Genomic DNA, 25,926 nt, shown 5'->3' on the forward strand with positions numbered 1-25,926 from the left:
CGCGGATCACAGTCGCTCCTTCCGTTCCAGTTTTCCGTCCCGGAAGCACAGCCGGAACGTCGCGTTGGCCAGCGGGAAGTTGCCGTCGCTGTAGTACTCGCAGGTGAGGCCGCTCGGGTCGGCCAGGTTCGGCGGATTGAGCACCTGGCGTCCGGGCAGTGCCAGGTCGTCGCGCGTCGCGCCGATCGGCATCCGGTCGAACGCGTCCTCCGCCAGCACGGAGTCGAACGCGGCCACCGGGTAGTAGGTGAGCGACATGACCGCCGCGATCGCGGCGGGCGCGGCCAACGCCGTCACCAGGCTGCGGCGGACCCTGCGCCGGGCCGTCCGCAAGGGCGGAGCCGGTGGTCGCGGTGGTCGCGCATCATGTGGCAAATGCGATTGGACGCGGTGAGCACCGTCGCCGCTGCCGATGTGCACGGTTCCGCCGGCCATCCGGACCCGTTCCCGCAACCCCGCCAGCCCGAACCCCTCGACGACGACCGTTCCGGGCGGAACCGGGTTCGTCACGGTGACCGTGGTGCTCCCGTCTGCGCCGGCGATCTCGACGCTCACGGGCGCTCCGGGCGCGTGGCGGGCCGCGTTCGTCAACGCCTCCTGGACGATCCCGTACGCGGTGCGCTCGACGTGCTCCGGCACCGGGTCGCCGGTCAGCGTCACGGAAAGACCCGACCGCCGCGCGCGCTCGACCAGCGCGGCGATGCTTTCGTCGCGCGGGGCCAGCGGCGCCGGTGAGTCGTCCTCCCGCAGCACGCCGACGATCTCCCGCAGCCGCGCCGTCGCCGCGACCGCCCCGGCCCGGATCTCCGCGGCGGCCGCACTCTCCGGTCCGGCGGCCAGTTCGAGCGCACCGGCCCGCAGGGCCAGCAGGCTGAGATCGTGTCCGAGCGAGTCGTGCATGTCCCGGGCGATGCGCGCCCGCTCCCGCAGCCGCACCTGCGCCGTCACCATGCCCCGTTCCCGTTCCAGGTGCTCGGCCCGCTGCCACCCCATGGTGACCAGTTCGTGGTGCTGTCGCCGGTACCGCCCCACCAGCCACGGAAACACGCCCGCGAACAGCAACGTGGTGACGAGAAAGAACCACGTGGCGATGCCGGTGTCGAACAATCCGACACTGAGCGCCGACCCGAACAGCCCGATGCCCCCGAACACGGCGGCGGCCGGCCAGGCCCGGGTCTCCCGCCGCCCGACCAGGTAACTGAGCACCGGGATCGAGAACGAGAAGTTCCCGTCGACCAGGCACCCCGCGATCACGATCACCAACCCGGCGAGCGGCCCCCCGAACCGCGCCGGTTGCCGGGCCAACCAGACCGCGAGCGCCAGGGCGAGCACCTCGAGCCCCACCCGTAACGCCCAGCCATCGTCCCGAGGCGGCAGCGCCTGCCCGGCGACGATGGGTGCGGCCAGCGCTCCCCACAACGCGACGTCGGCCAGGTACCTCCTCATACGGACGTACGCTACCGACCCAAGATCCCACGCGGACCTGCCGAAAGTAAGGCTCAGCCTACGTACTTGACGTACTTGACGTACGTGCCTAGAGCGCGCATCCTAGTCAGGAGCGTAGGGAGCTGCCCATGACCATCGGCGCGCATTTCGACAGCTACAGCGCCGCTCGCACGCACTTCAAGGATCTCCTTGATGCCGCCCGTCGAGGCCGGGTTGCGACCGTGCGGCGCGACACCGGTCGGGCGGCGGTCGTCGACGCCGACCGTCTGCGGGTCAGCCTGGTCGGCGTACTGCCGTCGCCGCAGGTGGTGGCCGAGGACGGCGGATGGTCGGTATTCCTTCCCGGCGTGCCGGTGGCCGCAGACGCGTCCTCGTTCGACGAGGCGATCGAGGAAATGATCATGGCGCTGCGCGAGTACGCCGACGACTGGCAGGAGCGACTGCTGGACGTGCCGAACCATCGGAACAACTGGGCGCTGGTCCAGGTCGTGGAACTCAGCGACGACGCCCAGCTTCGCGACTGGTTGGTGGGCCTGCCCCGATGACCTGGCCCACGCCCACCCGGCAGGATCACCAGAAATTCTGCGAGGCCGAAGGATGGGAACCGGTCCGGACCGCACGGGGCCGGACCGGTACCCACCATCTGACGTACGAACTGGCGCTGCCGGATGGCCGGATCCTGCGAACCCGGATCTCGCATCCGCCCGACCGCAGCACATACGGCCCGGGCATCTGGAGGCACATCTTGCGTGACCAGCTCGACGTTACCGAGGACGTCTTCTGGGAGTGCGTACGCAACGGCGTCAAACCGGCCAGGGGCCAACCCGAAGCGCCGACGGCGGACCCGATTCCGGCCGAGGTGGTGCACATGCTCGTCGCCCGGGTCCGCCTTGCCGAAGCCGACGTTGCCCGCATGACCAAAGAGGAAGCCATCGCGAGGCTGAATCAGTACTGGACCCAGGGCGGCTGAGTCTCGGCACGTGATCGGCTCAGCTCAACAGGTCGGCGATCACCTTGAGTTGGCTCGGGTCGCCCTGGATCAGGAGGGATGTGATCACCGTGCTGCGCCAGCGCTCCAGCTCGTCCCGGATCTTTGCCGGCGAACCGATCAGCGCGAGGTCCTCGATCAGCGCCGTGGGCACCGCCGCGATCGCTTCCTTCTTCTTGCCGGCCAGGTAGAGGTCGGCGATCGTGTCGCACTCCTGCTCGTAGCCGAGGCGGGCGACCACGTCGCGGTGGAAGTTGGCCGTGCGGGCGCCCATTCCGCCGACGTACAGGGCGACGAACGGGCGGATGAAGTCGGCCGCTTCCTCGACGTTGTCGTGGACGATGACGGGCACCGCGGCGGCCACCTCGAACGTCTCCAGCGAGTGGCGCGCCGTGGGGCGTCCGAAACCCTCGGCCAGCGCGGCCCGGTAGAAGTCGTCGGCCTTGGGGGAGAACAGGAACGGGAGCCAGCCGTCGGCGATCTCGGCGGCGAGGGCCACGTTCTTCGGGCCTTCGGCGCCCATGAAGATGGGGATCTCGGTGCGGCGGGGGTGCAGCGTCGACTTCAGCGCCTTGCCCAGGCCCGTGCCGCCCCGCAACGGTAGCTGGAAGAAGTCGCCGTCGTACTCGACCGGGCCGCCGCGGGCGACGATCTGCCGCACGATCGCGATGTACTCGCGGGTGCGGGCCAGCGGCTTGGGGTACGGCTGGCCGTACCAGCCCTCCACGACCTGCGGGCCGGAGGCACCGAGGCCGAGCACGAACCGGCCGCCGGAGAGGTGGTCGATCGTCATCGCGGCCATGGCGGCCGCGGCCGGGGTGCGGGCCGACATCTGCATGATGTTGGTGCCCAGGCGCAGCGTCGTCGTGGCGGAGCCGTACCAGGCGAGCGGGGTGAGGCAGTCGGACCCGTACGCCTCCGCGGTCCAGACCGAGTCGAAGCCCAGCTTCTCCGCCTCGGCGAGCACCTGCGGAATTCCGGCGGGCGGGCCGGCGGACCAGTAGCCGATGGTGTAGCCGAGTTTCATGGGCGTCAGCCTACGTCGACCTGAACCGAGCCGCGGTGGACGTCGCACACCTGCCAGGACCCGTCGGCGGTCTTCTTCAACGAGAACGTGTACCGCACGACCGATGTCCCGGACGGGGTCAGGTCCATGTTCGCGTCGCCGGAGTCGCCGCTGCGGCTGGTGTACGTGACGAACTGCTTCCAGGGACGCGGGTGCGGCTCGAACTCCGTCCGCAGCGCGGCCTCGTCCTGCTGCTCGGCGTCGGGACACAGGAGCGCCGCCGCGGCGGCGTACTCGCCCCGGCCCAGCGTGTCGACGAGCGTGGTGAGCGAACCGACCAGCTTGTCGTTCTCGGGGTCGGACGGGGCCGAGACGGACGGCAGGTCGATCCCGCCGCAGGCGCTGATCAGCGCGAGCGGCCCGGCGAGGGCAAGAACAGCGAGTCGGCGTAGCACGCCAACGACGATAAAGGCGCAGGTCAACGGCGGGATATGGTGACGATCTCCGGGCTTGAGTCGGTAATCGGACGCCCCGCCGTGTCGCCGAACCGCTCGTCGACGGTGAGCCCGGCCCCGGCCAGGAACCGGTCGAGCGTCGGGAGATCGAGGAACCTCAACGTCGCGGTGCTCAGGCGCGGCTCCGGCCAGTGGTCGGCGGTGTAGGTGCCGGTGAACGTCACCAGGTCGCCGGTGACCTCGTGCACCGTGTGGAACACCCGCATCGTGCGGCCGTCGGCGTCGGTGGCCTCCTCGACGGAGTCGGGCGTCCACGTCTCCCAGGCCCGCGCGGCGGGGTTGCGGGTCTCGAACCCGAACCGGCCGCCGTCGCGGAGCGCGGCCCGTACGGTGGCCAGCGCGGTGCGCATCTCGGTGTCGGTGACGAGCGTCTGGAACGCGTTGCCGGTCATCACCGCGAAGTCGAACTCGCGGTCCCACCGCGCCTCGGTGAGATCGCCGTGCACCCACTCGACGTCGGACCGCCGCCGGGCCACCGACAGCATCCCGGCACCCGGATCGAGCCCGACCAGCCGGCCGGTGTGCCCCCGCTCGCGCGCCAGCCCCAGCAGCGCGCCGGTGCCGCAGCCGATGTCGAGCACGGCGCCGGCCCGCATGATGTAGGGCAGGTAGAACCGGAAGTCACGGCGCCGCTCGGGCGGGTAGAACGTGTCGTACCGCCCGGCGATCTCCGCGTCTTCGTACTGGAGCTCGGCCATTCAGAGATAAAAGCAAGGGGACGCGGTGCTGAGCAACGCCGTTCGCGGCGTCGCGCCCCAGGTGGCGGCGATCGCCGTCGACAGGGCGGCGACGAGCCGTTCGACGTCGGCGTGGGCGCCGGGGTGCAGCGCCTCCGCGACGATCAGCACGTTCGCGGTGTTCTCCCGGACCGCCGAGTACCCGCTCTGCCGGTTCGTCCAGCGGCGCGCGTGCGACCGGCCGGCGTCGTCGACGAACGACACCTCGCCGGCGTCGGGGTGCTCGGTGCCGCCGGCGAACGTCTCGTAGTTCTCGGTGCCGTCGACGTAGCGCACCTCCAGGTCGCCGTCGACGCGGTCGAGGTCGAGCGCGGCGACCGGGATCGCGTACGCCATCGAGACCGCGTTGCACAGATCGACGAGGGCGTTGATCCGGGCGACCGAGCCCTCCTTGGACAGCCGCCGCAGCAACGCCTCCGACGCGCACCGGTACTGGGTGGGCTTGAGCCCCATCCGGGAGAACGTGCGGCGCCACGCCTGGATCTCCGGGAACTCCGCCAGCGGCCCGGTTCCGAGCCGGGCGAGCGCGGCGGTCGTGTGCACCGCGACCGGCTCGGTGACGTCGGCGTCGGGCGTGACACCGGTGACGGCGAGCACGCCGGCCACCAGGTCGGGGAAGTCGGCGCGCAGGTCCTTGGCGTGCTGGAACGAGGTCACGCCCTACCTTCGCGCGCTTCCTGAGCGGGTGAACAGGACCACCGCCCGACGCGCGAACAGGTCCACACTGGACGGTGTGGACGACCTGCTCACCGATGTTCCCGCCGCTACCTACCGGTACGGAGTGGTCGACGACCGCGGCGTGTCGATGGACACGCTGAAGGTCGTCGAGGACCCGGCCGGCGGCTACTTCGCGGTCTACCACTCGCGTCCACGAAAAAACGCCTTCACCGTCCACCTCGCGCATTCGCGCGACCTGATGACCTGGCACCATCGCGCGGACCTCGACCACGACGCGAGCCAACCCATGATCACGCCACTGGCGGACGGCGGGTTCCTGGTGGCGGTGGAGGCCGGCGGCGCGGGCCGGCCGGCGTGGCTGCGCGTGTGCCGCTACCCCACGCGGGAAAGCCTGCTCGACGCGCGCCCCGACCGGACGTTCGACGCGCCGCACACGCTGGTGCCCGCCGACCGGTACGCCGAGGGGACGCCGCACATCGAGCACGCGTCGCCCGACGGCTCGGTGATCGACCTCGGCTTCCACTACTTCCGCGACGGGACGGTCGACCGGCAGGGGCGCGGCCGGCTCACCGACTTCCGCGACTGGCGGTGCGCCCCCGAACCGGCCCTCGACGCCGCGATCGAGGCGTGGGGCGTGCGGGGCAACATCGGCGGCCGCGACAGCGCCCTGATTCTGAGTGACGGCGTGGCGAGTGAGCGGATCATCTTGATCGAGGGTCAGTTGCGACCGGGCGACTGGGGGTCATGGCGGGTCTTCAAATACGATTCAGTGACAAAACGGGCATCGCCGCTGGCCATCCGGACGCACGGCGGAAGCACCGCTTTCGCCAATCCGACCGTCACCGCGCTGCGCTCGCCGCGGGGCGGATCCGCCCTGGTGGTGACGCTGTTCGTGTTCAGCGAAGGGGCCGCTGCCGGCGAGGCAGGGCCGCTGATCTACTTCCGTGATCTTCGCCGCTAGCGAAATTCCGAAAATCGCTAGTGAGTGAGTGACTCACTCAGTTACAGTTCCTGCCGTGCTGAACAGCGAACGTGCCCGGCCGCTGCCGCCCGACGAGCGGCGGGCGTCGCTCGTGGCGGCGGCGATCCCGCTGATCGCCGAGCACGGGCTCAAGGTGACGACGAAGCAGATCGCCACGGCGGCCGGGGTCGCCGAGGGCACGATCTTCCGCGTCTTCACCGACAAGACCGAGCTCATCCAGGCCGCCATCAACACCGCGTTCGACCCCGAGCGCACCCTCGCCGAACTGGGCGCGATCGACATCGGGCTGCCGCTGTTCGAGCGCTGCCTGGCGATCACCCGGGTGCTGCAGGACCGCCTGGTCACCGTCTTCAAGATCATGATCGCGATGCGGATGGCCCCCGGGCAACCGAAGTACCGGCCCAAACAGGGGAATACCCCCGGCCAGGTCGGGCCGCCCGGCTCACCGGGTGCTTCGTTCGACCCGCGCACCGAGCAGATCTTCCACGAGATCGTGCGCCTGCTCGAACCCGACAGCGCCCGGTTCACCAGCCCGGTGAAGGACGTGGCGAACATCCTCCGCCTGCTCACGTTCTCGGGCTCGCACCCGTACATCTCCGACGGAAACCTGTTGACCGCCGAGCAGATCACCTCGACCGTTCTCGACGGCGTGCGCCGCCGACCAGACACACCCGATCATGGGGGACCCCGGTGCTGATCCGACTGTTACGAACACACCTCCGCCCGTACAAGAAGGAGCTGGCCATCGTCGTGGTGCTGCAGCTCGTGGGCACCATGGCCTCGCTCTACCTGCCCCGGCTGAACGCCGACATCATCGACCACGGCATCGCGGTCGGCGACACCGGCTACATCATGAAGACCGGCGGGTGGATGCTGCTGTTCACGGCCGTCCAGATGGTCTGTTCGATCGTCGCGGTCTACTACGGTGCCCGCGCCGCGATGGGGTTCGGGCGCGATCTCCGGGCGGCGATCTTCCACCGCGTCGGTGAGTTCTCCGGACGCGAGGTCGGCAGGTTCGGCGCACCGACGCTGATCACCCGCACCACGAACGACGTCCAGCAGGTGCAGATGCTGGTCGTGGTCACCTGCACGATCCTGGTGGCCGCGCCGATCATGTGCATCGGTGGCATCATCTTCGCGCTGCGCGAAGACGTCGGCCTCTCCTGGCTGATGCTGGTGTGCGTGCCGGTCATGGTGCTCGCCGTCGGTCTCATCATGCGCTCGGCGATTCCCCAGTTCCGGTTGATGCAGGAGCGCATCGACACGGTGAACCGGGTGCTCCGCGAGCAGATCACCGGTATCCGGGTGGTGCGGGCGTTCGTCCGCGAGCCGTACGAGACCAAGCGGTTCGGCGGCGCCAACGCCGACCTCACCGCCACCGCGCTGAAGGTCGGCCGGCTGCAGGCGATGATCTTCCCGACGATCATGTTCGTGTTCAACAGTTCCAGCGTCGCCGTGCTGTGGTTCGGCGCGTTCCGGGTCGACAGCGGCGCGATCGAGATCGGTGCGCTCACCGCGTTCCTCAGCTATCTGGTGCAGATCCTGATGGCGGTGATGATGTCGACGTTCATGTTCATGATGGTGCCGCGCGCCGCGGTCTGCGCCGAGCGCATCACCGAGGTCCTCGACACCGAGTCGACGGTGACGCCGCCGGCGAAGCCGGTCCTGGAGGTGGCGGGACGCGGCGAGGTGGAACTGCGCAACGTGCGGTTCCAGTACCCGGGCGCGGAGTTCCCCGTCCTCAATGACGTGAGCCTGCACGCCGAACCGGGCCGCACCACCGCGGTCATCGGCAGCACCGGCGCCGGCAAGACGACGCTGCTGTCACTGATCCCGCGGCTCTTCGACGTCACCGGCGGGTCGGTGCTCGTCGACGGCGTCGACGTGCGGGAGCTCGACTTCGGCGTGCTGTGGGACCGGATCGGGCTGGTGCCGCAGAAGCCGTTCCTGTTCTCCGGGACGATCGCCAGCAACCTCCGCTACGGCAAGCCCGACGCCACCGACGAGGAACTGTGGCGGTGCCTGGAGATCGCGCAGGCCCGCGACTTCGTCGAGGAACTCGCGGAGGGGTTGGAAGCACCGGTCTCACAGGGCGGTACCAACCTGTCCGGCGGGCAGCGGCAGCGCCTCGCGATCGCGCGGGCCCTCGTGCGCAAGCCGGAGATCTACCTGTTCGACGACTCGTTCTCCGCGCTCGACCTCGGCACCGACGCCCGCCTGCGGGCCGCGTTGAAGCCGGTCACCGCCGAGGCGGCGGTCATCATCGTGGCGCAGCGCGTGTCGACGATCGTCGACGCCGACCGGATCGTCGTGCTGGAGGACGGGCTCGTGGTCGGCACCGGCGGGCACCAGGAACTGCTGGAGACCTGCCAGACCTACCGGGAAATCGTGGAATCGCAGCAAACCGTGGGGGCCGCGGCATGAGTCAACAAGGAAACGGCGCCAAACCGCCGGGCGTACAGCCCGGGAGCGGCGCGCCGAAGAAGACCGCCGCGCGCATTCCGGGTGCGGGCCCGCGCCAGGGTGGCCCGCCGTGGATGGGCGCCGGCATGCCGGCGGAGAAGTCGATGAGGTTCTGGCCGTCGGCCAAGCGCCTGATGCGCCGGCTCGCCCCGTACCGGGCGCGGCTGATCGCCGTGGTGTCGCTGGGCACCGCGAGCGTCGTCTTCTCGGTGGTCGTCCCGAAGATTCTCGGCCGCGCGACCGACGTCCTCTTCGCCGGCGTGATCGGTAAGCGGATCCCCGCCGGAACCACCAAGGAACAGGCGGTCGCCGGTGCCCGCGCCGCCGGCAACGACAACATCGCCGACATGCTCAAGCGGATGGACTTCGTGCCCGGCGAGGGCATCGACTTCACCCGGCTCTCGCACATCGTGTCGCTGGCGGTGGTGCTGTTCGTCGGGTCGAGCCTGCTGTTGTGGCTGCAGGGCTACATCCTCAACGACGTCGTGCAGGGCAGCATCCGCACGCTGCGCTCCGACGTGGAGGACAAGCTGAACCGGCTCCCGTTGCCGTACTTCGACACCCAGCAACGGGGCGAGATCCTCAGCCGGGTCACCAACGACATCGACAACATCGCGCAGACCCTGCAGCAGACGCTCAGCCAGCTGCTCACGAGCCTGCTGACCGTCGTCGGCGTGGTGGTCATGATGTTCGTGATCTCACCGATCCTGGCGCTGATCGCCCTCGTGGCGGTGCCGCTGTCGTTCGTGGTCACCAAGCAGGTCGCGAAGCGGTCGCAGAAGCAGTTCATCAACCAGTGGAAGTACACCGGCACGCTGAACGCGCACATCGAGGAGTCGTTCACCGGCCACGAGCTGGTGAAGGTCTTCGGCCGGCAGAAGGAGTCGGAGGCGATCTTCGCCGACCGCAACGACAAGCTCTTCACCGCCGCGTTCAAGGCGCAGTTCATCTCCGGGATCATCATGCCGTCGATGATGTTCATCGGGAACCTGAGCTACGTCGCGGTCGCGGTGGTCGGTGCGCTGCGGGTCGCGTCGGGGTCGATGAGCCTGGGTGACGTGCAGGCGTTCATCCAGTACTCGCGGCAGTTCACCCAGCCGTTGACGCAGGTGGCGTCGATGGCGAACCTGCTGCAAAGTGGCGTGGCGTCGGCCGAGCGGGTGTTCGACCTCCTCGACGCCGACGAGCAGACGCCCGACCACGCGAAGCCGGGCGTCGTCGAGCACACCCACGGTCGGGTGGCGTTCGAGAACGTGTCCTTCCGGTACGTGCCGGACAAGCCGCTGATCGACGACCTGTCGCTGGTGGCCGAGCCGGGCCGCACGGTGGCGATCGTCGGGCCGACCGGTGCCGGCAAGACCACGCTCGTGAACCTCATCATGCGGTTCTACGAGCTCGACGGCGGACGCATTACGCTCGACGGCGTCGACATCGCCACCATGCGCCGCGATGCGCTCCGCAGCGAGATCGGCATGGTGCTGCAGGACACGTGGCTCTTCGGCGGCACGATCCGCGCCAACATCGCCTACGGCAACCCCGACGCCACCGAGGAGCAGATCCTCGCCGCGGCGCGGGCGGCGTACGTCGACCGCTTCGTCCACAGCCTGCCCGACGGCTACGACACCGTGATCGACGAGGAGGGCAGCAACGTCAGCGCCGGCGAGAAGCAGCTCATCACGATCGCGCGGGCGTTCCTGGCCAACCCGTCCCTGCTGATCCTCGACGAGGCCACCAGCTCCGTCGACACCCGCACCGAGGTACTGGTGCAGCACGCGATGGCAGAGCTGCGGTCGGGTCGCACCAGCTTCGTGATCGCCCACCGCCTCTCCACCATCCGCGACGCCGACCTGATCCTGGTGATGGTGGGGGGACGGATCGTGGAGCAGGGCACCCACGACGAACTGATGGCCGCGGAGGGCGCTTACCACCGCCTGCACAACGCCCAGTTCACCGCTCCGGCCGAGGTGCCCGCCTAGCAGGAGAAGATCCACAGTGGACGCCCGACGTGCCTGCGTGGTGCGTCGGGCGTCCGGTATTCTCCGTACCGTGCCACGCGTGCGGGTAATCGACACGGGCGAGACCCCGCATCAATCCGACGTGTTCGCGTCCTGGAGCGCGGGCCATAGTGCGTTCCTGCGCACGATCGTGCTCGAACAGCTCGGTCGTGTCTTCGTTCTGGAGCCGTCGTCCTCACTTCAGATCAACGGGCGACGGTTCGAGGTCGTCTGGGATGGTCTTGTCGACGAGACCGGCCGGCGGTACCGCCGAGCGGACCATCGCGCGCTGCTGTGCGCAGCCGCGAGTCGCGACGAATCCGCATCGCGCGGGCTGACGGACGTCGAACGTGCGGCCGGAGTGCGAGAGGTTCGACAGGTCTCGTCCTGTGCGGACCGCGACGCCCTTCGACCCTTGATCGCCCGGCTTGCGGACCAGGTGGTCCGCCGTACATCGCGTGTCCTGGCGAAGGGTTCCGGTCATCTGACCCGGCTCAGGATCGCGAGCCACGTCCGGCGGCTGATCAGGAGCGCGATCGCGAGGCTGCTTCCAATTTGCCGGCAGCAGCGCGTCGAGGAGCAGCCCGAGGCCCTCACACACCAGCACGTTGTCGACCAGTACCGCATCCGTGGGCCCAACCGTGCCCGGAAGACGACCAGCATGACGCCATTTGCCCTCGTCTTCCGGGAGTTCGCGACTGCCTGACGCTGGACTCCCGCCGTTCATGGGAGCCCAGCCGTGTTTCTCGCCAGCCACGCCCTTGCCTCGGCGGCGGATCAGCGCTTTGACGGATCTGACGTCGCGGCGATCATTCTCGCGTTGGGCATTCTGAGCGCCCTCGCGGGTATCGCGGCGAACTCGAACGGGGCGACTGTCAGCCAGTCCGCCCTTGCCGGGATCGCTGTGTTCGCCGCGCTGATCGCACTCGTCCGGGCGCACCAGGAGGCGGACGCTCCGCCAGACCTGTACATCTTGAATGGTCTGATCGGACTGGCGGTCGTCATCGTGGCCGCGATGATCGTTCGAGCGTCGGATCACAAGCCGTGGCCCGTTGCGTTCCTGGCGGCGGGGGCCAGTTTCTGTGCGGTCGTTATCTCGGCCATGTGCATTGAGGGCATGATCGGTGCGCTGTGAACACCGGGTCGAACGTGGTCGATGCACTTCGATTGTTGACATCGACGTGGCCCGATCGTAGGTTCGGTGCCACTTAATCGGTTAAGTCTCCAGTGTGGGAGGCGGGCATGGCCCGACGGTTCGGTGTGGTAACGGCTCTGCTCGCTCTCGTTGTCGCGGCGGCACCCGCGGCGTCCGCACGCGCTGAGCCGGTTCAGGAAACGCAGGGCGGCGGCGGGTTTGTCACGCGCGCGGGTAGCGACCTGCGGCTCGACGGCCGCACGTTCCGGTTCGCCGGCTCGAACAACTACTACCTGATGTACAAGTCGCCGTTGATGGTGGACGACGTGTTCGCCGACGCGCGGGCCGCGAAGTTCAACGTGCTGCGCACCTGGGGCTTCCTCGACATCGGCAACCAGGATGGCACGAACAGCATCCGCGGCAAGGCCGACGGCGTCTACTTCCAGTACTGGGACGGCACGAAGCCCGCCTACAACGACGGCCCCGACGGCCTCCAGCGGCTCGACTACGTGCTCGCGAGCGCCAAGCGGCACGGGATCAAGCTGATCATCCCGTTGACCAACAACTGGAACGACTTCGGCGGCATGGACCAGTACGTGCGCTGGGCCGGCGGCAGCTACCACGACGACTTCTACACGAACGCCACGATCAAGGGCTGGTACAAGGACTGGATCAGCCACGTGCTCAACCGGGTCAACCCGCTCACCGGCGTCGCCTACAAGGATGACCCGACGGTGATGGCCTGGGAGCTCGGCAACGAGCCGCGGTGCCTGTCGGCCGGCGCGTACCCGCGCTCGCCCAACTGCACCCCGGCGACGCTCACCGCGTGGGCCGACGAGGTCAGCCGCCACATCAAGTCGGTCGACCGCAAGCACCTGGTGGGCGTCGGCGACGAGGGTTTCTTCTGCGACGACCCGACGAGCCCGGACTGGACCGCGAACTGCGCCGACGGCGTCGACAACCTCGCGCTCACGAGACTGGCCGCCATCGACATCATGTCGTTCCACCTCTACCCGGACGGGTGGGGCAAGGACCTGCCGTGGACGCTCGACTGGATCAAGCGGCACATCCGGGAAGCGAACCGCATCGGCAAGCCGTCGCTGCTCGGCGAGTTCGGCTGGCGCGACAAGGCCACCCGCAACCCCGTCTACAAGCAGTGGACCGACCTGGTCGACGCCGAGGGCGGCGACGGCTGGCTGTACTGGATCCTGTCCGGTGTGCAGGACGACGGCACGCCGTACCCGGACTACGACGGGTTCACCGTCTACTGCCCGAGCCCGGTCTGCACCACGCTCACCAACGCCCGCGACGAACTGCTCGGGCCGCAGCAGTCCCGCCCGCCGGTGGCCGACCACGACGTCAAGGTCACCGAGTTCAACCAGCCGGCCACGCTGACCCCGGCCGCGAACGACGTCGCCTACCGGAGCACCGTCAAGGCGTCCACCATCGACCTTGACCCGGCGACGGCCGGGCAGCAGAAGACGAAGAGCACGACCGGCGGCGCGTTCGCCCTCAACGCCGACGGCACCGTGACCTTCACGCCGACCTCCGGCGTCACGGGTGAGAACAAGGCGACCTACACGATCCGCGACGCGGCGGGGCGGCTGTCGAACGTGGCCGACCTGATCGTCACCGTGAAGCCGGACCCCGGTGCGGCGGTGGTCATTTCGACCTTCGAGTCCGGGACCGACAACTGGGGGCCGGGAAGCTGGCTGCCGGACGCCGGAACCGTGGCGCAGACGCAGGACTTCCACCCGCAGGGCGACTACGGTCTCAAGCTGACCGTGACCGCCGACCACTGGTTCGGACCGGCGCTCGCGACGCCGCTCGACCTCACCGGCAAGCAGTTCGTGCGGTTCGAACTGCACACCGGCGCGACCGGTACGTCGGTGTCGCTCGCGGTGCAGACCGGCGCCGACTACACCTGGTGCCAGAGCCCGTTCCCGTGGATCAACGCCGGCACCACGACGACCGTCTCGTTCGACCTGCTGACCGAGATGTCGTGCGCGCCGAACCTCGCCGACGTGAAGGCGCTGTACCTGTTCTTCAACGCGGGCACGCACGACCTCGACAACGTGCGGGCCGAGTAGGTCACGAGCGAATAAGTCACAAAGATAGGGGACCCGGCGGAGCCCGCCTTAACATGCGTTAATGACGGAGGAGTGGCAGAAGCTGGTGCTCGGTGTCCTGCGCAAGTCGGGCGCCGCCACCGAGGACACCACCCCCGCCCAGGCGGTGGAGCTGTTGACCACCACGGGGTACGACGGAGTTCCGCTCAAACCGCTCTACACGGCGGCCGACTCCGACACGCTTCCGCGGGTCATGGGGCGGACGGCGAACGGCTGGGACATCCGGCAGCGGCACGCCGACCCGGATCCCCGGGCCACCGCCGAGGCGGCCCGCGCCGACCTGGAGAACGGCGCCACGTCGCTGTGGCTCGTGGTCGGTGCGGACGGGGTGCCGGTCGACGGCCTCGCGGCCGCGCTCGACGGCGTCCACCTCGATCTGGCCGGGGTCACCCTCGACGCCGGCGCCGACGCGGCCGCCGCGGCCGAGGCGTTTCTGGCCGCCGGCGGCTCGTCGGGCAACCTGGGGTTCGATCCGCTCGCGGGCGCCGGCGATCTCCAGACCGCGGCGGCGTTCGCGCGGCAAGCGGCGGACCGTGCGGCGTTGCGGGCCATGGTCGTGGACGCGACGCGGTACCACGACGCCGGTGGCAGCGACGCCGAGGAACTGGCCTGTTCGCTGGCCACCGGCGTGGCGTACCTGCGCGCGCTCACCGACGCCGGGTTGAGCGTCGACGAGGCGCTGGCGCAGGTGGAGTTCCGCTACGCGGCCACCGCCGACCAGTTCGCCACGATCGCGAAACTGCGCGCGGCGCGGCTGTTGTGGGCGCGGGTCGCGCGGGCGTGCGGTGCCGACCGCGCGACGCAGGCCCAGCACGCGGTGACCTCAGCCGCGATGATGGCCGGCCGCGATCCGTGGGTGAACATGCTGCGGACCACGCTCGCCTGTTTCGCCGCCGGGGTCGGCGGCGCCGACGCGGTCACCGTGCTGCCGTTCGACCACCGGCTCGGCCTGCCCGACGGGTTCGCGCGGCGGATCGCGCGCAACACCCACTCGCTGCTGATCGACGAGTCGAGCGTGGCCCGGGTGGCCGACCCGGCCGGCGGTTCCTGGTACGTCGAGCGCCGCACCGCCGACCTGGCCCGGGCGGCGTGGGCGTGGTTCACCGAGATCGAGGGCGCCGGGGGGATGGCGGCGGCGCTCTCGTCGGGCCTGGTCGCGGAGCGGCTCCGGGCCACCTGGGACGCTCGCGCGGCGAACCTGGCGCACCGGCGCGATCCGCTCACCGGGGTGAGCGAGTTTCCTTTCCTGGACGAGAAGCTGCCCCGGCGGCGGCCGGCGCCGCAGCGCGACATGCACTACTACAGCGAGGCGTTCGAGCGGTTGCGCGACCGGGCCGACGCCCTGTCGCGGCGACCGACCGTGTACCTCGCCACGCTCGGACCGCCCGCCGCGCACACCGCGCGGGTCGGGTTCGCCACGAACCTGTTCGCGGCCGGCGGCGTCGCGGTGACCGCCGGGCCGGTGGAGGGGTTCGCGTCGAGCGGCCTGTCGACCGCGTGCCTGTGCGGCAGCGACCGGTCGTACGCGGAGGAGGCGTCGGGCGCGGCGCTCACGCTGGCCAGCGGGGGAGCCCGGCAGGTGTGGCTGGCCGGAAAGCCCGGTGAATACGACGGGGTGACGGGGTACCTGTACAACGGCTGCGACGCGGTGGGCGTCCTCGAAGAGGTTCTCTCATGATTCCTGACTTCTCCAAGCTCGAGTTCGACTCTCCCGGAGACGCGGCCGCGGCCGACACCGACCGCGAACCCTGGCTCACGCCCGAGGGCATCGACGTCAAGCCGGTCTACACGGCGGCCGACCTCGACGGCCTGGACTTCCTGGACACCTACCCGGGCATCGCGCCCTACCTGCGCGGCCCCTACCCGACGATGTACACCACCCAGCCGTGGACGATCCGGCAGTACGCGGGGTTCTCGACGGCGGAGGAGTCGAACGCCTTCTACCGCCGCAATCTCGCGGCCGGGCAGAAGGGCCTGTCGGTGGCGTTCGACCTGCCGACGCACCGCGGCTACGACTCCGACCACCCGCGCGTCGCCGGCGACGTGGGCATGGCCGGCGTGGCGATCGACTCGATCTACGACATGCGCCAGCTGTTCGACGGCATCCCGCTGGACAAGATGAGCGTCTCGATGACGATGAACGGCGCGGTGCTGCCCGTGCTGGCGCTGTACATCGTGGCGGCCGAGGAGCAGGGGGTGCCGCCCGAGAAGTTGAGCGGGACCATCCAGAACGACATCCTCAAAGAGTTCATGGTGCGCAACACCTACATCTACCCGCCGCAGCCGTCGATGCGGATCATCTCCGACATCTTCCGGTTCACGTCGGAGAAGATGCCGCGCTTCAACTCGATCTCCATCTCGGGCTACCACATCCAGGAGGCGGGCGCGACGGCCGACCTGGAACTGGCGTACACGCTCGCCGACGGCGTCGAGTACCTGCGCGCGGGCCGCGACGCCGGCCTCGACATCGACGCGTTCGCGCCGCGGCTGTCGTTCTTCTGGGCCATCGGCATGAACTTCTTCATGGAGGTGGCGAAGCTGCGGGCGGCCCGGCTGCTGTGGGCGAGGCTGGTGGGCGACTTCGGGGCCACGAACCCGAAGTCGCTGAGCCTGCGGGCGCACTGCCAGACCTCCGGCTGGTCGCTGACCGCGCAGGACGTCTTCAACAACGTCGTGCGGACGTGCGTGGAGGCGATGGCGGCGACGCAGGGGCACACGCAGTCGTTGCACACCAACGCGTTGGACGAGGCGCTCGCCCTGCCGACCGACTTCTCCGCGCGCATCGCGCGCAACACGCAACTGGTGCTGCAGCACGAGTCCGGCACCACGAAGGTGATCGACCCGTGGGGCGGCAGTTTCTACGTCGAGCGGCTGACGGCCGACCTCGCCGCGCGGGCGTGGGAGCACATCGAGGAGGTCGAGGCGGCCGGCGGGATGGCCCGGGCGATCGACGAGGGGATCCCGAAGCTGCGCATCGAGGAGGCGGCCGCCCGCACGCAGGCCCGCATCGACTCGGGGCGGCAGCCGGTGATCGGCGTCAACCGGTACCGGCCGGAGGCCGACGAGCCGATCGAGGTGCTGAAGGTCGACAACGCCTCGGTTCGTGCCCAGCAGGTGGCGAAGCTCAAACGCCTGCGGGCCGAACGCGACGCCGCCGCGTGTTCCGCGGCGCTGGACGCGCTCACGGCGGCGGCGGAGAGCGGTGACGGGAACCTGCTGGCCCTCGCCGTCGACGCGGCCCGGGCGAAGGCGACCGTCGGCGAGATCTCCGACGCGCTGGAGAAGGTGTACGGCCGGCACGCCGCCCAGATCCGTACGATCACGGGCGTGTACCGCGACGAGGCCGGCCCGGCGACGAACATCGAGAAGGTGCGCGCCGCCACCGACGCGTTCGCCGACGCCGAGGGGCGCCGGCCCCGGATCCTGGTGGCCAAGGTCGGGCAGGACGGGCACGACCGCGGCCAGAAGGTGATCGCGACGGCGTTCGCCGACCTCGGCTTCGACGTCGACGTGGGCGCGCTGTTCCAGACCCCGGCCGAGGTGGCCCGCCAGGCGGTGGAGGCCGACGCGCACATCGTCGGCGTGTCGAGCCTCGCGGCCGGACACCTCACGCTGGTGCCGTCGCTGCGCGACGAGCTGGCGGCACTCGGCCGCGACGACATCATGATCATCGTCGGTGGGGTGATCCCGCCCGGCGACTTCGACGAGCTGAAGGCGGCCGGCGCCGCGGCGATCTTCCCGCCCGGCACGGTGATCGCCGACGCGGCGCTCGCGCTGCTCGCCGACCTGTCCGCGCGTCTGGGCCATGCTGGATGATTACGTTGCCGGCGTGCGCGCCGGCAACCGGGCGTGGATCGCGCGGGCGATCACGCTCGTGGAGTCGACCCGGGCCGACCACCGATCGCTGGCGCAACGGCTGCTGGTGGAGCTGACGCCGGCCAGCGGCGACTCGCGGCGGGTCGGCATCACCGGCGTCCCGGGCGTGGGGAAGTCGACGTTCATCGACGCGCTGGGGTCGTCGCTGACGGCGGCCGGGCACCGGGTGGCGGTGCTGGCGGTGGATCCCTCGTCGACCCGTACCCGGGGGAGCATCCTCGGCGACAAGACCCGGATGGCGCGGCTGGCCGTCGACGACAACGCGTTCGTGCGGCCGTCGCCGACCCGCGGCACCCTGGGCGGCGTGGCGACGGCGACCCGCGAGGCGATCGTCGTGGTCGAGGCCGCCGGCTACGACACCATCCTGGTCGAGACCGTCGGGGTCGGACAGAGCGAGACCGCGGTGGCGGAGATGGTGGACTCGTTCCTGCTGCTGACGTTGGCCCGCACCGGCGACCAGTTGCAGGGGATCAAGAAGGGCGTGCTCGAACTCGCCGACGTGATCGCGGTGAACAAGGCCGACGGCCCCCACCTGGTGGACGCGAAGCGGGCGGCCCGGGAACTCGCGGGCGCGTTGCGTCTCATGGGCACGCCCGCGCCCGTGGTGACGTGCAGTGCCCTGGAGGAGACGGGTCTGGACGACCTGTGGGCGCAGATTCTCAAGCACCAGGACGCGCTGCGCGACAGCGGCGAGTTCCAGACCCGACGCCGGCAGCAGCAGGTGGGCTGGATGTGGGCGACGGTGCGCGGGGCGGTGCTGGAGCGCCTGCGCACCCACCCCGCGGTGACGGCGCTCGCGCCGTCCGTCGAGAAGGAGGTTCTCGACGGGACGCTCACGCCGTCACTCGCCGCGGCAAAACTCCTGGACGCGTTCAGCTCAGAAGTCGTCGTCGAAACTCACGCTGCCGGTGACGCCGACCTGGTACGCGGAGACCCGCCGCTCGAAGAAGTTTGACAGCTCCTGCACGTCCTGCAGGTCCATGAACGGCAACGGGTTCGAGCTCCCGTAGACCGGTGGCAGGTCGAGCTGGGCCAGCCGCCGGTCGGCGACGTGCTCCAGGTAGGTGCGCATGTCCTTCGTGGACAGTCCCGGAACGCCCTGCCCGAGCAGGTCCTCCGCGAACTGCGCCTCGCACTCCACGGCGTCCTTCAGCATCTCGGTGACCTTCCGCGCGAGCTCGTCGTCGAAGAGGTCGGGCTCCTCGCGCCGGACGGTGTCGACCACGTCGAACGCGAACGCCATGTGCATCGACTCGTCGCGGAACACCCAGTTGGTGCCGCTGGCGAGCCCGTGCAGCAGCCCGCGCGAGCGCAGGAAGTACACGTACGCGAAGGCGCCGTAGAAGAACAGCCCCTCGATGCAGGCGGCGAAGCAGATCAGGTTGAGCAGGAACGCCTTGCGGTCGTCTCTCGTCGTCAGCTCGCGCAGCTCGAAGACCGAGTCGATCCACCGGAAGCAGAAGTCGGCCTTGCGTTTGATCGAGGGGATGCTCTCGATCGCGACGAACGCCTCGTACCGCTCGTTCTCGTCGGGCACGTAGGTGTCGAGCAGGTTCAGGTAGAACTGGACGTGCACCGCCTCCTCGAACAGCTGGCGGCTCAGGTACAGCCGGCCCTCCGGCGAGTTGATGTGCTGGTACAGGTTCAGCACCAGGTTGTTCGCCACGATCGTGTCGCCGGTGGCGAAGAACGCGACCAGCCGGCTCACCAGGTGGCGCTCGGCGGGTGAGAGGCGGTGCAGGTCGGCGAGGTCGGTGTGCAGGTCGACCTCCTCGACGGTCCAGGTGTTGCGGATCGCGTCCTTGAACCGGTCGAAGAACTCGGGGTACTTCATCGGCCGCAGGGTCAGGTCCAGGCCGGGGTCGAGAAGAGACATTATTGGCAGGCCTCGCAGGCTTCGGGGTTCTCCAGGGAACAGGCGATGACTTCCTCGGTGGGACGCACGATGTCCACTGTGGACTGCTGGATCCGCGTCGCCGGGCGCGACCGCAGGTAGTACGTGGTCTTGAGGCCGGCCTTCCAGGCGTACAGGTACATCGACGAGAGCTTGCCGATGGTCGGCGACGCCAGGAACAGGTTGAGCGACTGGCTCTGGTCGATGTACCGGCCACGGGCGGCGGCCAGGTCGATCAGCGCCCGTTGCGGCAGCTCCCACGCCGTCCGGAACAGTTCCCGCACCTCGGCCGGGAGTTCGGCGATGCCCTGCACCGAGCCCTCGGCCCGCTTGATCTCGGCGCGGATCCGGTCGGTCCACAGGCCGCGTGCCTTCAACTCGGTCACCAGCGCGGTGTTGACCTGAAGGAACTCGCCGCTCAGCGTCTCGCGCTTGAACAGGTTCGACACCTGCGGCTCGATGCACTCGTAGCAGCCCGCGATCGACGCGATCGTGGCGGTGGGTGCGATCGCGACGAGCAGCGAGTTGCGCAGCCCGTGCTCCTTCACCGTGGCGCGGAGCGCTGCCCACCGGTCCCCGTGGGTTTCGACGCCCCACAGGTCGGGCTGCAGATCGCCGTTCGCCGCGCGGGTTTCCGCGTACGCCGGGTGCGGGCCGTGCGCCCGGGCCAGCTCCGCCGAGGTCTCCAGTGCGGTGAGGTAGATCTCCTCCGCGATCCGGGTCGACAGGGTCTTCGCCTCCGGCGAGTCGAACGGCAGGCGGAGCGCGAAGAACACGTCCTGCAGCCCCATGACACCGAGCCCGACCGGGCGCCACCGCGGGTTGCTCCGGGCGGTTTCCGCGCTCGGGTAGTAGTTGATGTCGATGACGCGGTCGAGGAACGTGATCGCGGTGCGTACCGTGGTGCGCAGCGCGGTCCAATCGACGTTTTTATCCTTTGTGACGTGCGCGGCGAGGTTCACCGAACCCAGATTGCACACCGCGGTCTCCGTGTCGCTGGAGACCTCGATGATCTCGGTGCAGAGGTTCGAGAGGTGGACGGTCTCCCCGCCCGGTGTCTGGTTGCACAGCGCGTTCGACCGGTCCTTGAACGTCATCCAGCCGTTGCCGGTCTGCGCGAGCGTGCGCATCATGCGGCCGTAGAGGTCGCGGGCCTTGACCTGCTTCGTGAATCGTCCCTGGCGTTCGGCCTCGCGGTACGTCGCGTCGAACTCCTCGCCCCAGAGGTCCGGTAGTTCCGGTACCTGGTCGGGGTCGAACAGCGACCACAGCTCGTCGGCCTCGACCCGGCGCATGAACTCGTCCGGGACCCAGTTGGCCAGGTTGAGGTTGTGCGTGCGGCGGGCCTCCTCGCCGGTGTTGTCGCGCAGTTCGAGGAACTCCTCGATGTCCGGGTGCCACGGTTCGAGGTAGACGCACGCCGCACCCTTGCGGCGGCCGCCCTGGTTCACCGCGGCGACGCTGGAGTCGAGCGTGCGCAACCACGGCACGATCCCGTTCGAGGTGCCGTTCGTGCCCCGGATCAGCGCTCCCCGCGAGCGGACCCGCGACCACGAGATGCCGATGCCGCCGGCGAACTTCGACAGCTTCGCCACCTGGGCGTAGCGGTCGTAGATGGAGTCGAGTTCGTCCCTGGGGGAGTCGACCAGGAAGCAGCTCGACATCTGGGTGTGCCGGGTGCCGGAGTTGAACAGCGTCGGGGAACTGGGCAGGTACCGCAGGCTCGCCATGAGCCGGTAGAAGGCGATCGCCTCCTGCGGCGTGTGCGACAGTCCACATGCGACCCTGAGCAGCCAGTACCGGGGCGTCTCGACGACGAACCTGGTCTGCGGGTGCCGCAACAGGTACCGGTCGTAGACGGTCCGGAGGCCGAAGTACTCGAACTCCGTCGTCCCCTTGCTCGTCGCGTCGTCGAGCTTGCGGGCGTTCGCCTTGACGAAGGCCGCGGTCTCGTCGCCGACCAGGCCCACCGCGTGGCCGCGCGCGATCGACTGGCTGAAGCTGGCGATACCCTGGCCGCGCACCTCCTTGTCGATGTAGTTGGCCAGCAGGCGAGCGGCGAGGCGGGAGTACTGGGGCTCCTCGCCGATCATCGCGGCGGCGGTCTGGATGCTCAGCCGGTCGAGCTCGGCGGTGGTCGCGCCGTCGTAGAGCCCGCTGATCGTCTTGGTCGCGACGCGCATTGGATCCACGTCGGTGAGATCGCCCACACACCGCTCGACGGCGCGCACGATCTTGTTGACGTCGACCGGCTCGGCGTCACCGTTGCGCTTGCGTACGTGCATGGTGGTGCGCTGTTTGGGAGTCTGGGGTGGCGCGGTCTCGATGACCGTCATGTCGGGTGGTCTCCTCGCTGCTGGCCTCTGTTACCGGCCTCGAAACGCGCGGAGACGCCACGGAACCCAGTGGAGGTGGGCACCGTTCGATGGCGTCGGCCGTCCCGCGCGGCCTCGGACCGCCGCACACGGTGGTCGTGTGCGGCGCGCTGGCAGGTCTTCGGACTCGCGGGCATGACCTGTCGGTCGCCTACCGGCCGTCGCTTCCCGGTCTCCCAGTGCTTGATGACGGCGTTCGTTCCCACTTACCGCTGCGGGGCAGTCCCGGACTCCCACCGGGTTCCCTGTTACCCCAACCGGACTGGAGGCCCGGCTGAACCAGCTGCGGCACACACCATATATGGGTGCCGACGAGTTCGCACCCACCACATGTGCCCCGGGCGTGTCGCGCGGCCTCAGCTCTGGACGCCGCCGATCCAGGCGGGGTCGTAGGTCGTCAGCGCGTCGACGAAGGATTGCGGCGGTCGGTAGGCGTGCGCGGTGACGTAGTGCCAGACCAGCGTCGGCGCGGCGAACATGACGCCCGCTCCGGCCGGCACCCGGATCTCGGCGTGCCCCAGCGACACCGGCCGACCGTCGTGTTCGACGGTCAGCATGGCGCGGGTGGCGGCCGGGCCGCAGTGGGTGCACAGGTGGAAACCGCGCATCACGTTGACCTGAGGGCCCGCGATGACATCGAGCAGGGTCGGGGCGAGCCATTCGGGCGCCGGGCCGGTGGGGACCGGGTGCGGGGCGTCGAGCCAGCCCACGTTGAGCCGGCGGTACCGGGGTTGGAACTCGAGGTACCCGCCGTCGCGCGAGATGATGTCGGGTCCGTAGTACGTGTAGTCGGTCAGGTCCTCGAAGTACGTCACCGTGTAGACATAGCAGGAGATCGCTACCCGAGGAGCATGGATGATCGCGCGTAGTTGGCGGGCCGTCGCCACCCCCGCCGGATCCGACCGGTACGGCGAGCACTTCCGGACGTCCGTGCTCACCGACCTGCGGACGACCCCCGGGTTTCGCCGGGCCTACCTGATGCTCAGCCCCGAGGGCGACGAGGTCCGGATCCACGTGTTGACGCTGTGGGAGTCGATGGACGCGATCGCCGGTTTCGCCGGCGCGACCCCGAACAGGGCCGTGGTCGAACCCGAGGCGCGGGCGGCGCTGCTGAGGTTCGACGAGACCGTCCACCACTCGGAGGCCACCGAGTTCTCCGCGTAGCTGTGGCGCGACGGCGTCCGCCGGGATTACGGGCCGGAACCAGGGTCGTCCCCGAGGGCGGGGGAGGCCTCCCGGTGCCACGCTTGTGAACGTCGGATCACAAGCGAAGGAGAACTCAGGTGGACACCCTTTACGAGACGATGCGCCGCAACGGTCTGGTGCGGCCGGTCGACGACCGGGTGCTCGGCGGCGTCTGTGCCGGGCTGGCCCGGCGGTTCGGGCTCGACCCCTGGGCCGCCCGGCTGCTGTTCGTGCTGATCCTCATGCTGCTTCCGGGCAGCCAGTTCCTGATCTACCCGATCCTGTGGATCGCGATGCCGACCGAGGCGCCGGTCGACGCCGGCCAGCCGTCCTGGCAGAAGTCGTAGCTCGTCAGCGGCGCCGCACGGGGACCGGCGGCGCCGGAGCGAACAACTCGACCACGTCGTCGAGCCGGGTGGTCAACAGCGCGAGGACGACGGCGGGTCCGCCGCCCAGCGCGACGGCCTCCCACGTGATCGCCGGCTCGGCCAGGGCCGCGACGAGCCCGGCACCGGCGGCGGTCACCAGTACCAGGTTGCGGACGATGTGATGACGGCGGAACGGCGCCGCGCCGGAGCCGCCGAAGCAGCGGCACGAGGCCTGCACACCGCGTCGCAGGACCAGCCCGATCGACACGGCGAACCCGAGCAGCAGCACGATCGCCAGCGCGAACCCGGCGACGGCCAGCGGGCGTAGCGGCTGCGGCAGCAGGAGCAGCACCACCGCCGTCTCGGCGCCGACCACCACCGTGGCGACCGGCCGCACGAACCGGGTGGGCAGCACCCGCATCGCGGCCAGCGAGTCGCTGAACTGCCTGAACCGGCCCGCGCCGGGGCGCTTGCCCCAGGCCGAGAACAGGAACACCACGCCGATCAGGCATCGACCGAACACCTCTACGTATGCCACGGATGGAAGCCTGCGTCGCGCGCCGGGCAATCGTCAACCCACGGTGAAACTGTCTCCGTAGACCTTCCAGGCCAGCGGCGTGTTCAGGTCGAGGTTGCCGCCCTTGAGGAACACCCGCTGAGCGGTGTCGACGCGGCTGGTGTCGCTGTGGGCCTCCTCGGTGCGCATCGCCGCGGTGCGGGCGTCGAGGAAGGCATTCAGGTAGGCCGTCTCGTCGCCGCCCTGCGCCGGCGGGCGGGCGCGGGCCGTCGCGGTGGCCCGGATCCCGCCGAAGCTGGTCCGGTCGGTGCCGGGGCCGTGCATCACGATCGCGTCGTAGTAGATGAACTGGCCCAGGGCGCGGAGACCGTCGGCCTTCGCCTGGGCGACGGCGGGGTCGAAGTAGACGCGGTCACGCTCGCTCTCCTGGGCGCGTTGGAACGCCGGGTCGGCGGCCGCGGCGCGCCACGCGGTGACGAACGCACCGCCCAGACCGGTATGTGACGCCGTGCCGTTCACCGCGCGCAGCGCGGGCAGGAACCGGGCCAGCCCGTTGCCCGGTGCGGCGACGGTGTACGCCTCGACCAGCTCCAGCATGTCGCCGGTCCCCGAGCAGAACCCGATGATGCCGGCCGTGTATCCGCGGCCGTCGTCGATGTCCTCGATGTAGGCGAACTGCGCCCGCCAGTCGAGCGAGGAGTTCTCCGCACTCGACACCAACCGCATCGCGACGTCCTTGCGGTGCGGCTCGGTGAGGTCCGGGCGGACGGTGACCGACCCGCTCGGCCCGGGCCGCGGGCCGAGCTTGCGCAGGTAGACCTTCGTGCTCGGGTCGGTGCCGGGAACGACGGCCGCGCGGTCGGTGGTGGGCCGCTTGTGGGCGAGGGTCATCGGAACCACCGGCAACGCGAGCACCGCCACCGCCGTACCCATCGTGACGGCACCGATCGCGCTGCGCAGATGATGCGCCATACCCCGCCCATCGGCCGGCGGCCGGGCGACCTGAGATTCCGTCACGGCGGATACGTCAGCGCCTCGCGGATCAGCTCGGGCAGCGGCCGGTCGGGGTGGTCGAGCCAGTGCTGGGTGGTGACCCGGATCGTGGTGAGGAACGTCGCCGCCAGGATCCGGGACCGCAGCGGGGTGTCGCCGCCCGACGGCATCCGCCGGGCCAGCTCCGTCGCGAGGTCGCGCTCGATCGTGGCGTAGACGGCCACCTGGTGCGAGATCAGGCTCGGGTGGTTGCGGAGCAACCGGCGGGACGCCAACCGGTCGACGTCGAGTTCCCGGGGGAGGAGTTCCTCGGCGGCGCGGCTCAGCGCCGTCCAGGGCGGCTCGCCGGCGGGACGCGCGCGCACCAGCGCCACCAGCCGCTGGGTGAACTCGCGGTCGGCGTGGAAGAGGGCCTCCTCCTTACTGGAGAAGTAGTTCGAGAACGTGCGCCGGGACACCGTCGCCGCGTCGGCGATCGCCTCGACGGTCACGTTGTCGATGCCGTGCTCGATGGCCAGCCGCAGCGCCGCCTCGTGCAGCGCCTGCCGGGTGGCGGCCTTTTTGCGCTCGCGAAGACCCACAGCTTCCATCCCGACCCAGATTACGTGGCGGCAATAACATTCCCACAGGGAAAACTTGCACATT

At 69.8% G+C, this 25,926-nt stretch carries 25 protein-coding genes and 1 riboswitch; of the genes, 14 read left to right on the forward strand and 11 right to left on the reverse strand.

Annotation, left to right across the window (positions count from 1 at the left end; translation table 11 throughout):
* Positions 1-6: 6 nt before the first annotated feature.
* A complete protein-coding gene (locus Vau01_RS35345) occupies positions 7-1,446 on the reverse strand; it encodes a sensor histidine kinase (RefSeq protein WP_204002177.1) in 1,440 nt (479 codons plus the stop codon).
* Positions 1,447-1,574: 128 nt separating this feature from the next.
* Between Vau01_RS35345 and Vau01_RS35350 the strand changes: the two genes are divergently transcribed.
* Positions 1,575-1,991 carry a RelB antitoxin-like protein gene (locus tag Vau01_RS35350; protein ID WP_204002180.1) on the forward strand — a complete coding sequence of 139 codons (417 nt, stop codon included), beginning with the start codon at positions 1,575-1,577 and terminating at the stop codon, positions 1,989-1,991.
* A complete protein-coding gene (locus Vau01_RS35355) occupies positions 1,988-2,416 on the forward strand; it encodes a hypothetical protein (protein ID WP_204002184.1) in 429 nt (142 codons plus the stop codon). Before Vau01_RS35350 ends, Vau01_RS35355 begins: the two co-directional genes overlap by 4 nt.
* Before the next feature lie 19 nt (positions 2,417-2,435).
* Here the strand turns inward: Vau01_RS35355 and Vau01_RS35360 are convergent, their stop codons facing one another.
* From Vau01_RS35360 to Vau01_RS35375, 4 genes are read right to left on the reverse strand one after another with little or no spacing between them, the layout of a single operon-like run.
* The gene (locus tag Vau01_RS35360) at positions 2,436-3,461 is read right to left on the reverse strand and encodes an LLM class F420-dependent oxidoreductase (protein ID WP_204002187.1); all 1,026 of its coding nucleotides are present in this window, start codon (positions 3,459-3,461) and stop codon (positions 2,436-2,438) included.
* 5 nt (positions 3,462-3,466) lie between these two features.
* Complete coding sequence (locus Vau01_RS35365) at positions 3,467-3,895, reverse strand: hypothetical protein (RefSeq protein ID WP_204002190.1); 429 nt, start codon at positions 3,893-3,895, stop codon at positions 3,467-3,469.
* Between the two features lie 23 nt (positions 3,896-3,918).
* The gene (locus Vau01_RS35370) at positions 3,919-4,653 is read right to left on the reverse strand and encodes a class I SAM-dependent methyltransferase (protein WP_204002193.1); all 735 of its coding nucleotides are present in this window, start codon (positions 4,651-4,653) and stop codon (positions 3,919-3,921) included.
* The gene (locus tag Vau01_RS35375; RefSeq protein WP_204002195.1) at positions 4,654-5,349 is read right to left on the reverse strand and encodes a B3/B4 domain-containing protein; all 696 of its coding nucleotides are present in this window, start codon (positions 5,347-5,349) and stop codon (positions 4,654-4,656) included.
* A 28-nt stretch (positions 5,350-5,377) separates the two neighbouring features.
* Here Vau01_RS35375 and Vau01_RS35380 point away from each other — a divergent pair, with 28 nt between their 5' ends.
* The 10 genes from Vau01_RS35380 to meaB all read left to right on the forward strand — a co-directional run bounded on the left by Vau01_RS35380 (position 5,378) and on the right by meaB (position 18,904).
* Positions 5,378-6,331 (forward strand): hypothetical protein, encoded by a 954-nt coding sequence (locus Vau01_RS35380; protein WP_204002198.1) that lies wholly within the window; start codon positions 5,378-5,380, stop codon positions 6,329-6,331.
* A 55-nt stretch (positions 6,332-6,386) separates the two neighbouring features.
* Positions 6,387-7,049 carry a TetR/AcrR family transcriptional regulator gene (locus Vau01_RS35385; RefSeq protein ID WP_204002201.1) on the forward strand — a complete coding sequence of 221 codons (663 nt, stop codon included), beginning with the start codon at positions 6,387-6,389 and terminating at the stop codon, positions 7,047-7,049.
* Positions 7,043-8,776: an ABC transporter ATP-binding protein gene (locus Vau01_RS35390; protein ID WP_204002204.1), complete on the forward strand. Its 1,734-nt coding sequence runs from the start codon at positions 7,043-7,045 to the stop codon at positions 8,774-8,776. Before Vau01_RS35385 ends, Vau01_RS35390 begins: the two co-directional genes overlap by 7 nt.
* Positions 8,773-10,791, forward strand: a complete 2,019-nt coding sequence (locus tag Vau01_RS35395) for an ABC transporter ATP-binding protein (protein WP_373320347.1) — start codon at positions 8,773-8,775, stop codon at positions 10,789-10,791. Before Vau01_RS35390 ends, Vau01_RS35395 begins: the two co-directional genes overlap by 4 nt.
* 79 nt (positions 10,792-10,870) lie before the next feature.
* Entirely contained in the window at positions 10,871-11,515 is a 645-nt protein-coding gene (locus tag Vau01_RS35400; RefSeq protein WP_204002217.1) for a hypothetical protein, read from the forward strand.
* A gap of 33 nt (positions 11,516-11,548) precedes the next feature.
* A complete protein-coding gene (locus Vau01_RS35405) occupies positions 11,549-11,944 on the forward strand; it encodes a hypothetical protein (protein WP_204002219.1) in 396 nt (131 codons plus the stop codon).
* A gap of 107 nt (positions 11,945-12,051) precedes the next feature.
* Positions 12,052-14,034, forward strand: a complete 1,983-nt coding sequence (locus tag Vau01_RS35410; RefSeq protein ID WP_204002221.1) for a cellulase family glycosylhydrolase — start codon at positions 12,052-12,054, stop codon at positions 14,032-14,034.
* A 61-nt stretch (positions 14,035-14,095) separates the two neighbouring features.
* The gene (locus Vau01_RS35415) at positions 14,096-15,751 is read left to right on the forward strand and encodes a methylmalonyl-CoA mutase subunit beta (protein ID WP_204002223.1); all 1,656 of its coding nucleotides are present in this window, start codon (positions 14,096-14,098) and stop codon (positions 15,749-15,751) included.
* Entirely contained in the window at positions 15,748-17,889 is a 2,142-nt protein-coding gene (gene scpA / locus Vau01_RS35420; RefSeq protein ID WP_204002229.1) for a methylmalonyl-CoA mutase, read from the forward strand. Before Vau01_RS35415 ends, scpA begins: the two co-directional genes overlap by 4 nt.
* Positions 17,879-18,904 carry a methylmalonyl Co-A mutase-associated GTPase MeaB gene (meaB, locus tag Vau01_RS35425; protein WP_204002232.1) on the forward strand — a complete coding sequence of 342 codons (1,026 nt, stop codon included), beginning with the start codon at positions 17,879-17,881 and terminating at the stop codon, positions 18,902-18,904. The genes scpA and meaB overlap by 11 nt, the downstream gene beginning before the upstream one ends.
* Here the strand turns inward: meaB and Vau01_RS35430 are convergent.
* From Vau01_RS35430 to Vau01_RS35440, 3 genes are all read right to left on the reverse strand, one after another.
* On the reverse strand, positions 18,827-19,825 hold the full coding sequence (locus Vau01_RS35430) for a ribonucleotide-diphosphate reductase subunit beta (protein ID WP_204002235.1): 999 nt from the start codon (positions 19,823-19,825) through the stop codon (positions 18,827-18,829). The genes meaB and Vau01_RS35430 overlap by 78 nt on opposite strands.
* Positions 19,825-22,179 (reverse strand): ribonucleoside-diphosphate reductase subunit alpha, encoded by a 2,355-nt coding sequence (locus Vau01_RS35435; protein ID WP_204002244.1) that lies wholly within the window; start codon positions 22,177-22,179, stop codon positions 19,825-19,827. The genes Vau01_RS35430 and Vau01_RS35435 overlap by 1 nt, the downstream gene beginning before the upstream one ends.
* Before the next feature lie 134 nt (positions 22,180-22,313).
* Positions 22,314-22,518, reverse strand: a riboswitch (cobalamin riboswitch).
* A gap of 56 nt (positions 22,519-22,574) precedes the next feature.
* Positions 22,575-23,033: a DUF7919 family protein gene (locus tag Vau01_RS35440; protein ID WP_204002246.1), complete on the reverse strand. Its 459-nt coding sequence runs from the start codon at positions 23,031-23,033 to the stop codon at positions 22,575-22,577.
* A gap of 40 nt (positions 23,034-23,073) precedes the next feature.
* On the opposite strand from Vau01_RS35440, the gene Vau01_RS35445 reads away from it, so the two are divergent.
* Both Vau01_RS35445 and Vau01_RS35450 read left to right on the forward strand, forming a co-directional pair.
* A complete protein-coding gene (locus Vau01_RS35445; RefSeq protein ID WP_204002248.1) occupies positions 23,074-23,382 on the forward strand; it encodes an antibiotic biosynthesis monooxygenase in 309 nt (102 codons plus the stop codon).
* 119 nt (positions 23,383-23,501) lie between these two features.
* Complete coding sequence (locus tag Vau01_RS35450) at positions 23,502-23,750, forward strand: PspC domain-containing protein (protein ID WP_308440500.1); 249 nt, start codon at positions 23,502-23,504, stop codon at positions 23,748-23,750.
* Between the two features lie 4 nt (positions 23,751-23,754).
* Here the strand turns inward: Vau01_RS35450 and Vau01_RS35455 are convergent, their stop codons facing one another.
* From Vau01_RS35455 to Vau01_RS35465, 3 genes are read right to left on the reverse strand one after another with little or no spacing between them, the layout of a single operon-like run.
* The gene (locus Vau01_RS35455) at positions 23,755-24,309 is read right to left on the reverse strand and encodes a MauE/DoxX family redox-associated membrane protein (RefSeq protein WP_204002250.1); all 555 of its coding nucleotides are present in this window, start codon (positions 24,307-24,309) and stop codon (positions 23,755-23,757) included.
* Positions 24,310-24,342: 33 nt separating this feature from the next.
* Positions 24,343-25,260 (reverse strand): chitosanase, encoded by a 918-nt coding sequence (locus Vau01_RS35460; protein WP_275423985.1) that lies wholly within the window; start codon positions 25,258-25,260, stop codon positions 24,343-24,345.
* 41 nt (positions 25,261-25,301) lie between these two features.
* Complete coding sequence (locus tag Vau01_RS35465) at positions 25,302-25,871, reverse strand: TetR/AcrR family transcriptional regulator (protein WP_204002252.1); 570 nt, start codon at positions 25,869-25,871, stop codon at positions 25,302-25,304.
* Positions 25,872-25,926 lie beyond the last annotated feature (55 nt).

Source organism: Virgisporangium aurantiacum, assembly GCF_016863635.1.
Taxonomy (GTDB): Bacteria; Actinomycetota; Actinomycetes; order Mycobacteriales; family Micromonosporaceae; genus Virgisporangium; species Virgisporangium aurantiacum.

What these genes read in the sequence shown, in the direction of transcription:
- Vau01_RS35395 (WP_373320347.1), top strand. Translation starts at nt 8,773, where the DNA reads ATGAGTCAACAAGGAAACGGCGCCAAACCGCCGGGCGTACAGCCCGGG.
- scpA (WP_204002229.1), top strand. Translation starts at nt 15,748, where the DNA reads ATGATTCCTGACTTCTCCAAGCTCGAGTTCGACTCTCCCGGAGACGCG.
- Vau01_RS35410 (WP_204002221.1), top strand. Translation starts at nt 12,052, where the DNA reads ATGGCCCGACGGTTCGGTGTGGTAACGGCTCTGCTCGCTCTCGTTGTC.
- Vau01_RS35370 (WP_204002193.1), bottom strand. Translation starts at nt 4,653, where the DNA reads ATGGCCGAGCTCCAGTACGAAGACGCGGAGATCGCCGGGCGGTACGAC.
- Vau01_RS35345 (WP_204002177.1), bottom strand. Translation starts at nt 1,446, where the DNA reads ATGAGGAGGTACCTGGCCGACGTCGCGTTGTGGGGAGCGCTGGCCGCA.
- Vau01_RS35445 (WP_204002248.1), top strand. Translation starts at nt 23,074, where the DNA reads ATGATCGCGCGTAGTTGGCGGGCCGTCGCCACCCCCGCCGGATCCGAC.
- Vau01_RS35415 (WP_204002223.1), top strand. Translation starts at nt 14,096, where the DNA reads ATGACGGAGGAGTGGCAGAAGCTGGTGCTCGGTGTCCTGCGCAAGTCG.
- Vau01_RS35435 (WP_204002244.1), bottom strand. Translation starts at nt 22,179, where the DNA reads ATGACGGTCATCGAGACCGCGCCACCCCAGACTCCCAAACAGCGCACC.
- Vau01_RS35460 (WP_275423985.1), bottom strand. Translation starts at nt 25,260, where the DNA reads ATGGCGCATCATCTGCGCAGCGCGATCGGTGCCGTCACGATGGGTACG.
- Vau01_RS35430 (WP_204002235.1), bottom strand. Translation starts at nt 19,825, where the DNA reads ATGTCTCTTCTCGACCCCGGCCTGGACCTGACCCTGCGGCCGATGAAG.
- Vau01_RS35350 (WP_204002180.1), top strand. Translation starts at nt 1,575, where the DNA reads ATGACCATCGGCGCGCATTTCGACAGCTACAGCGCCGCTCGCACGCAC.
- Vau01_RS35465 (WP_204002252.1), bottom strand. Translation starts at nt 25,871, where the DNA reads ATGGAAGCTGTGGGTCTTCGCGAGCGCAAAAAGGCCGCCACCCGGCAG.
- Vau01_RS35355 (WP_204002184.1), top strand. Translation starts at nt 1,988, where the DNA reads ATGACCTGGCCCACGCCCACCCGGCAGGATCACCAGAAATTCTGCGAG.
- Vau01_RS35360 (WP_204002187.1), bottom strand. Translation starts at nt 3,461, where the DNA reads ATGAAACTCGGCTACACCATCGGCTACTGGTCCGCCGGCCCGCCCGCC.
- meaB (WP_204002232.1), top strand. Translation starts at nt 17,879, where the DNA reads ATGCTGGATGATTACGTTGCCGGCGTGCGCGCCGGCAACCGGGCGTGG.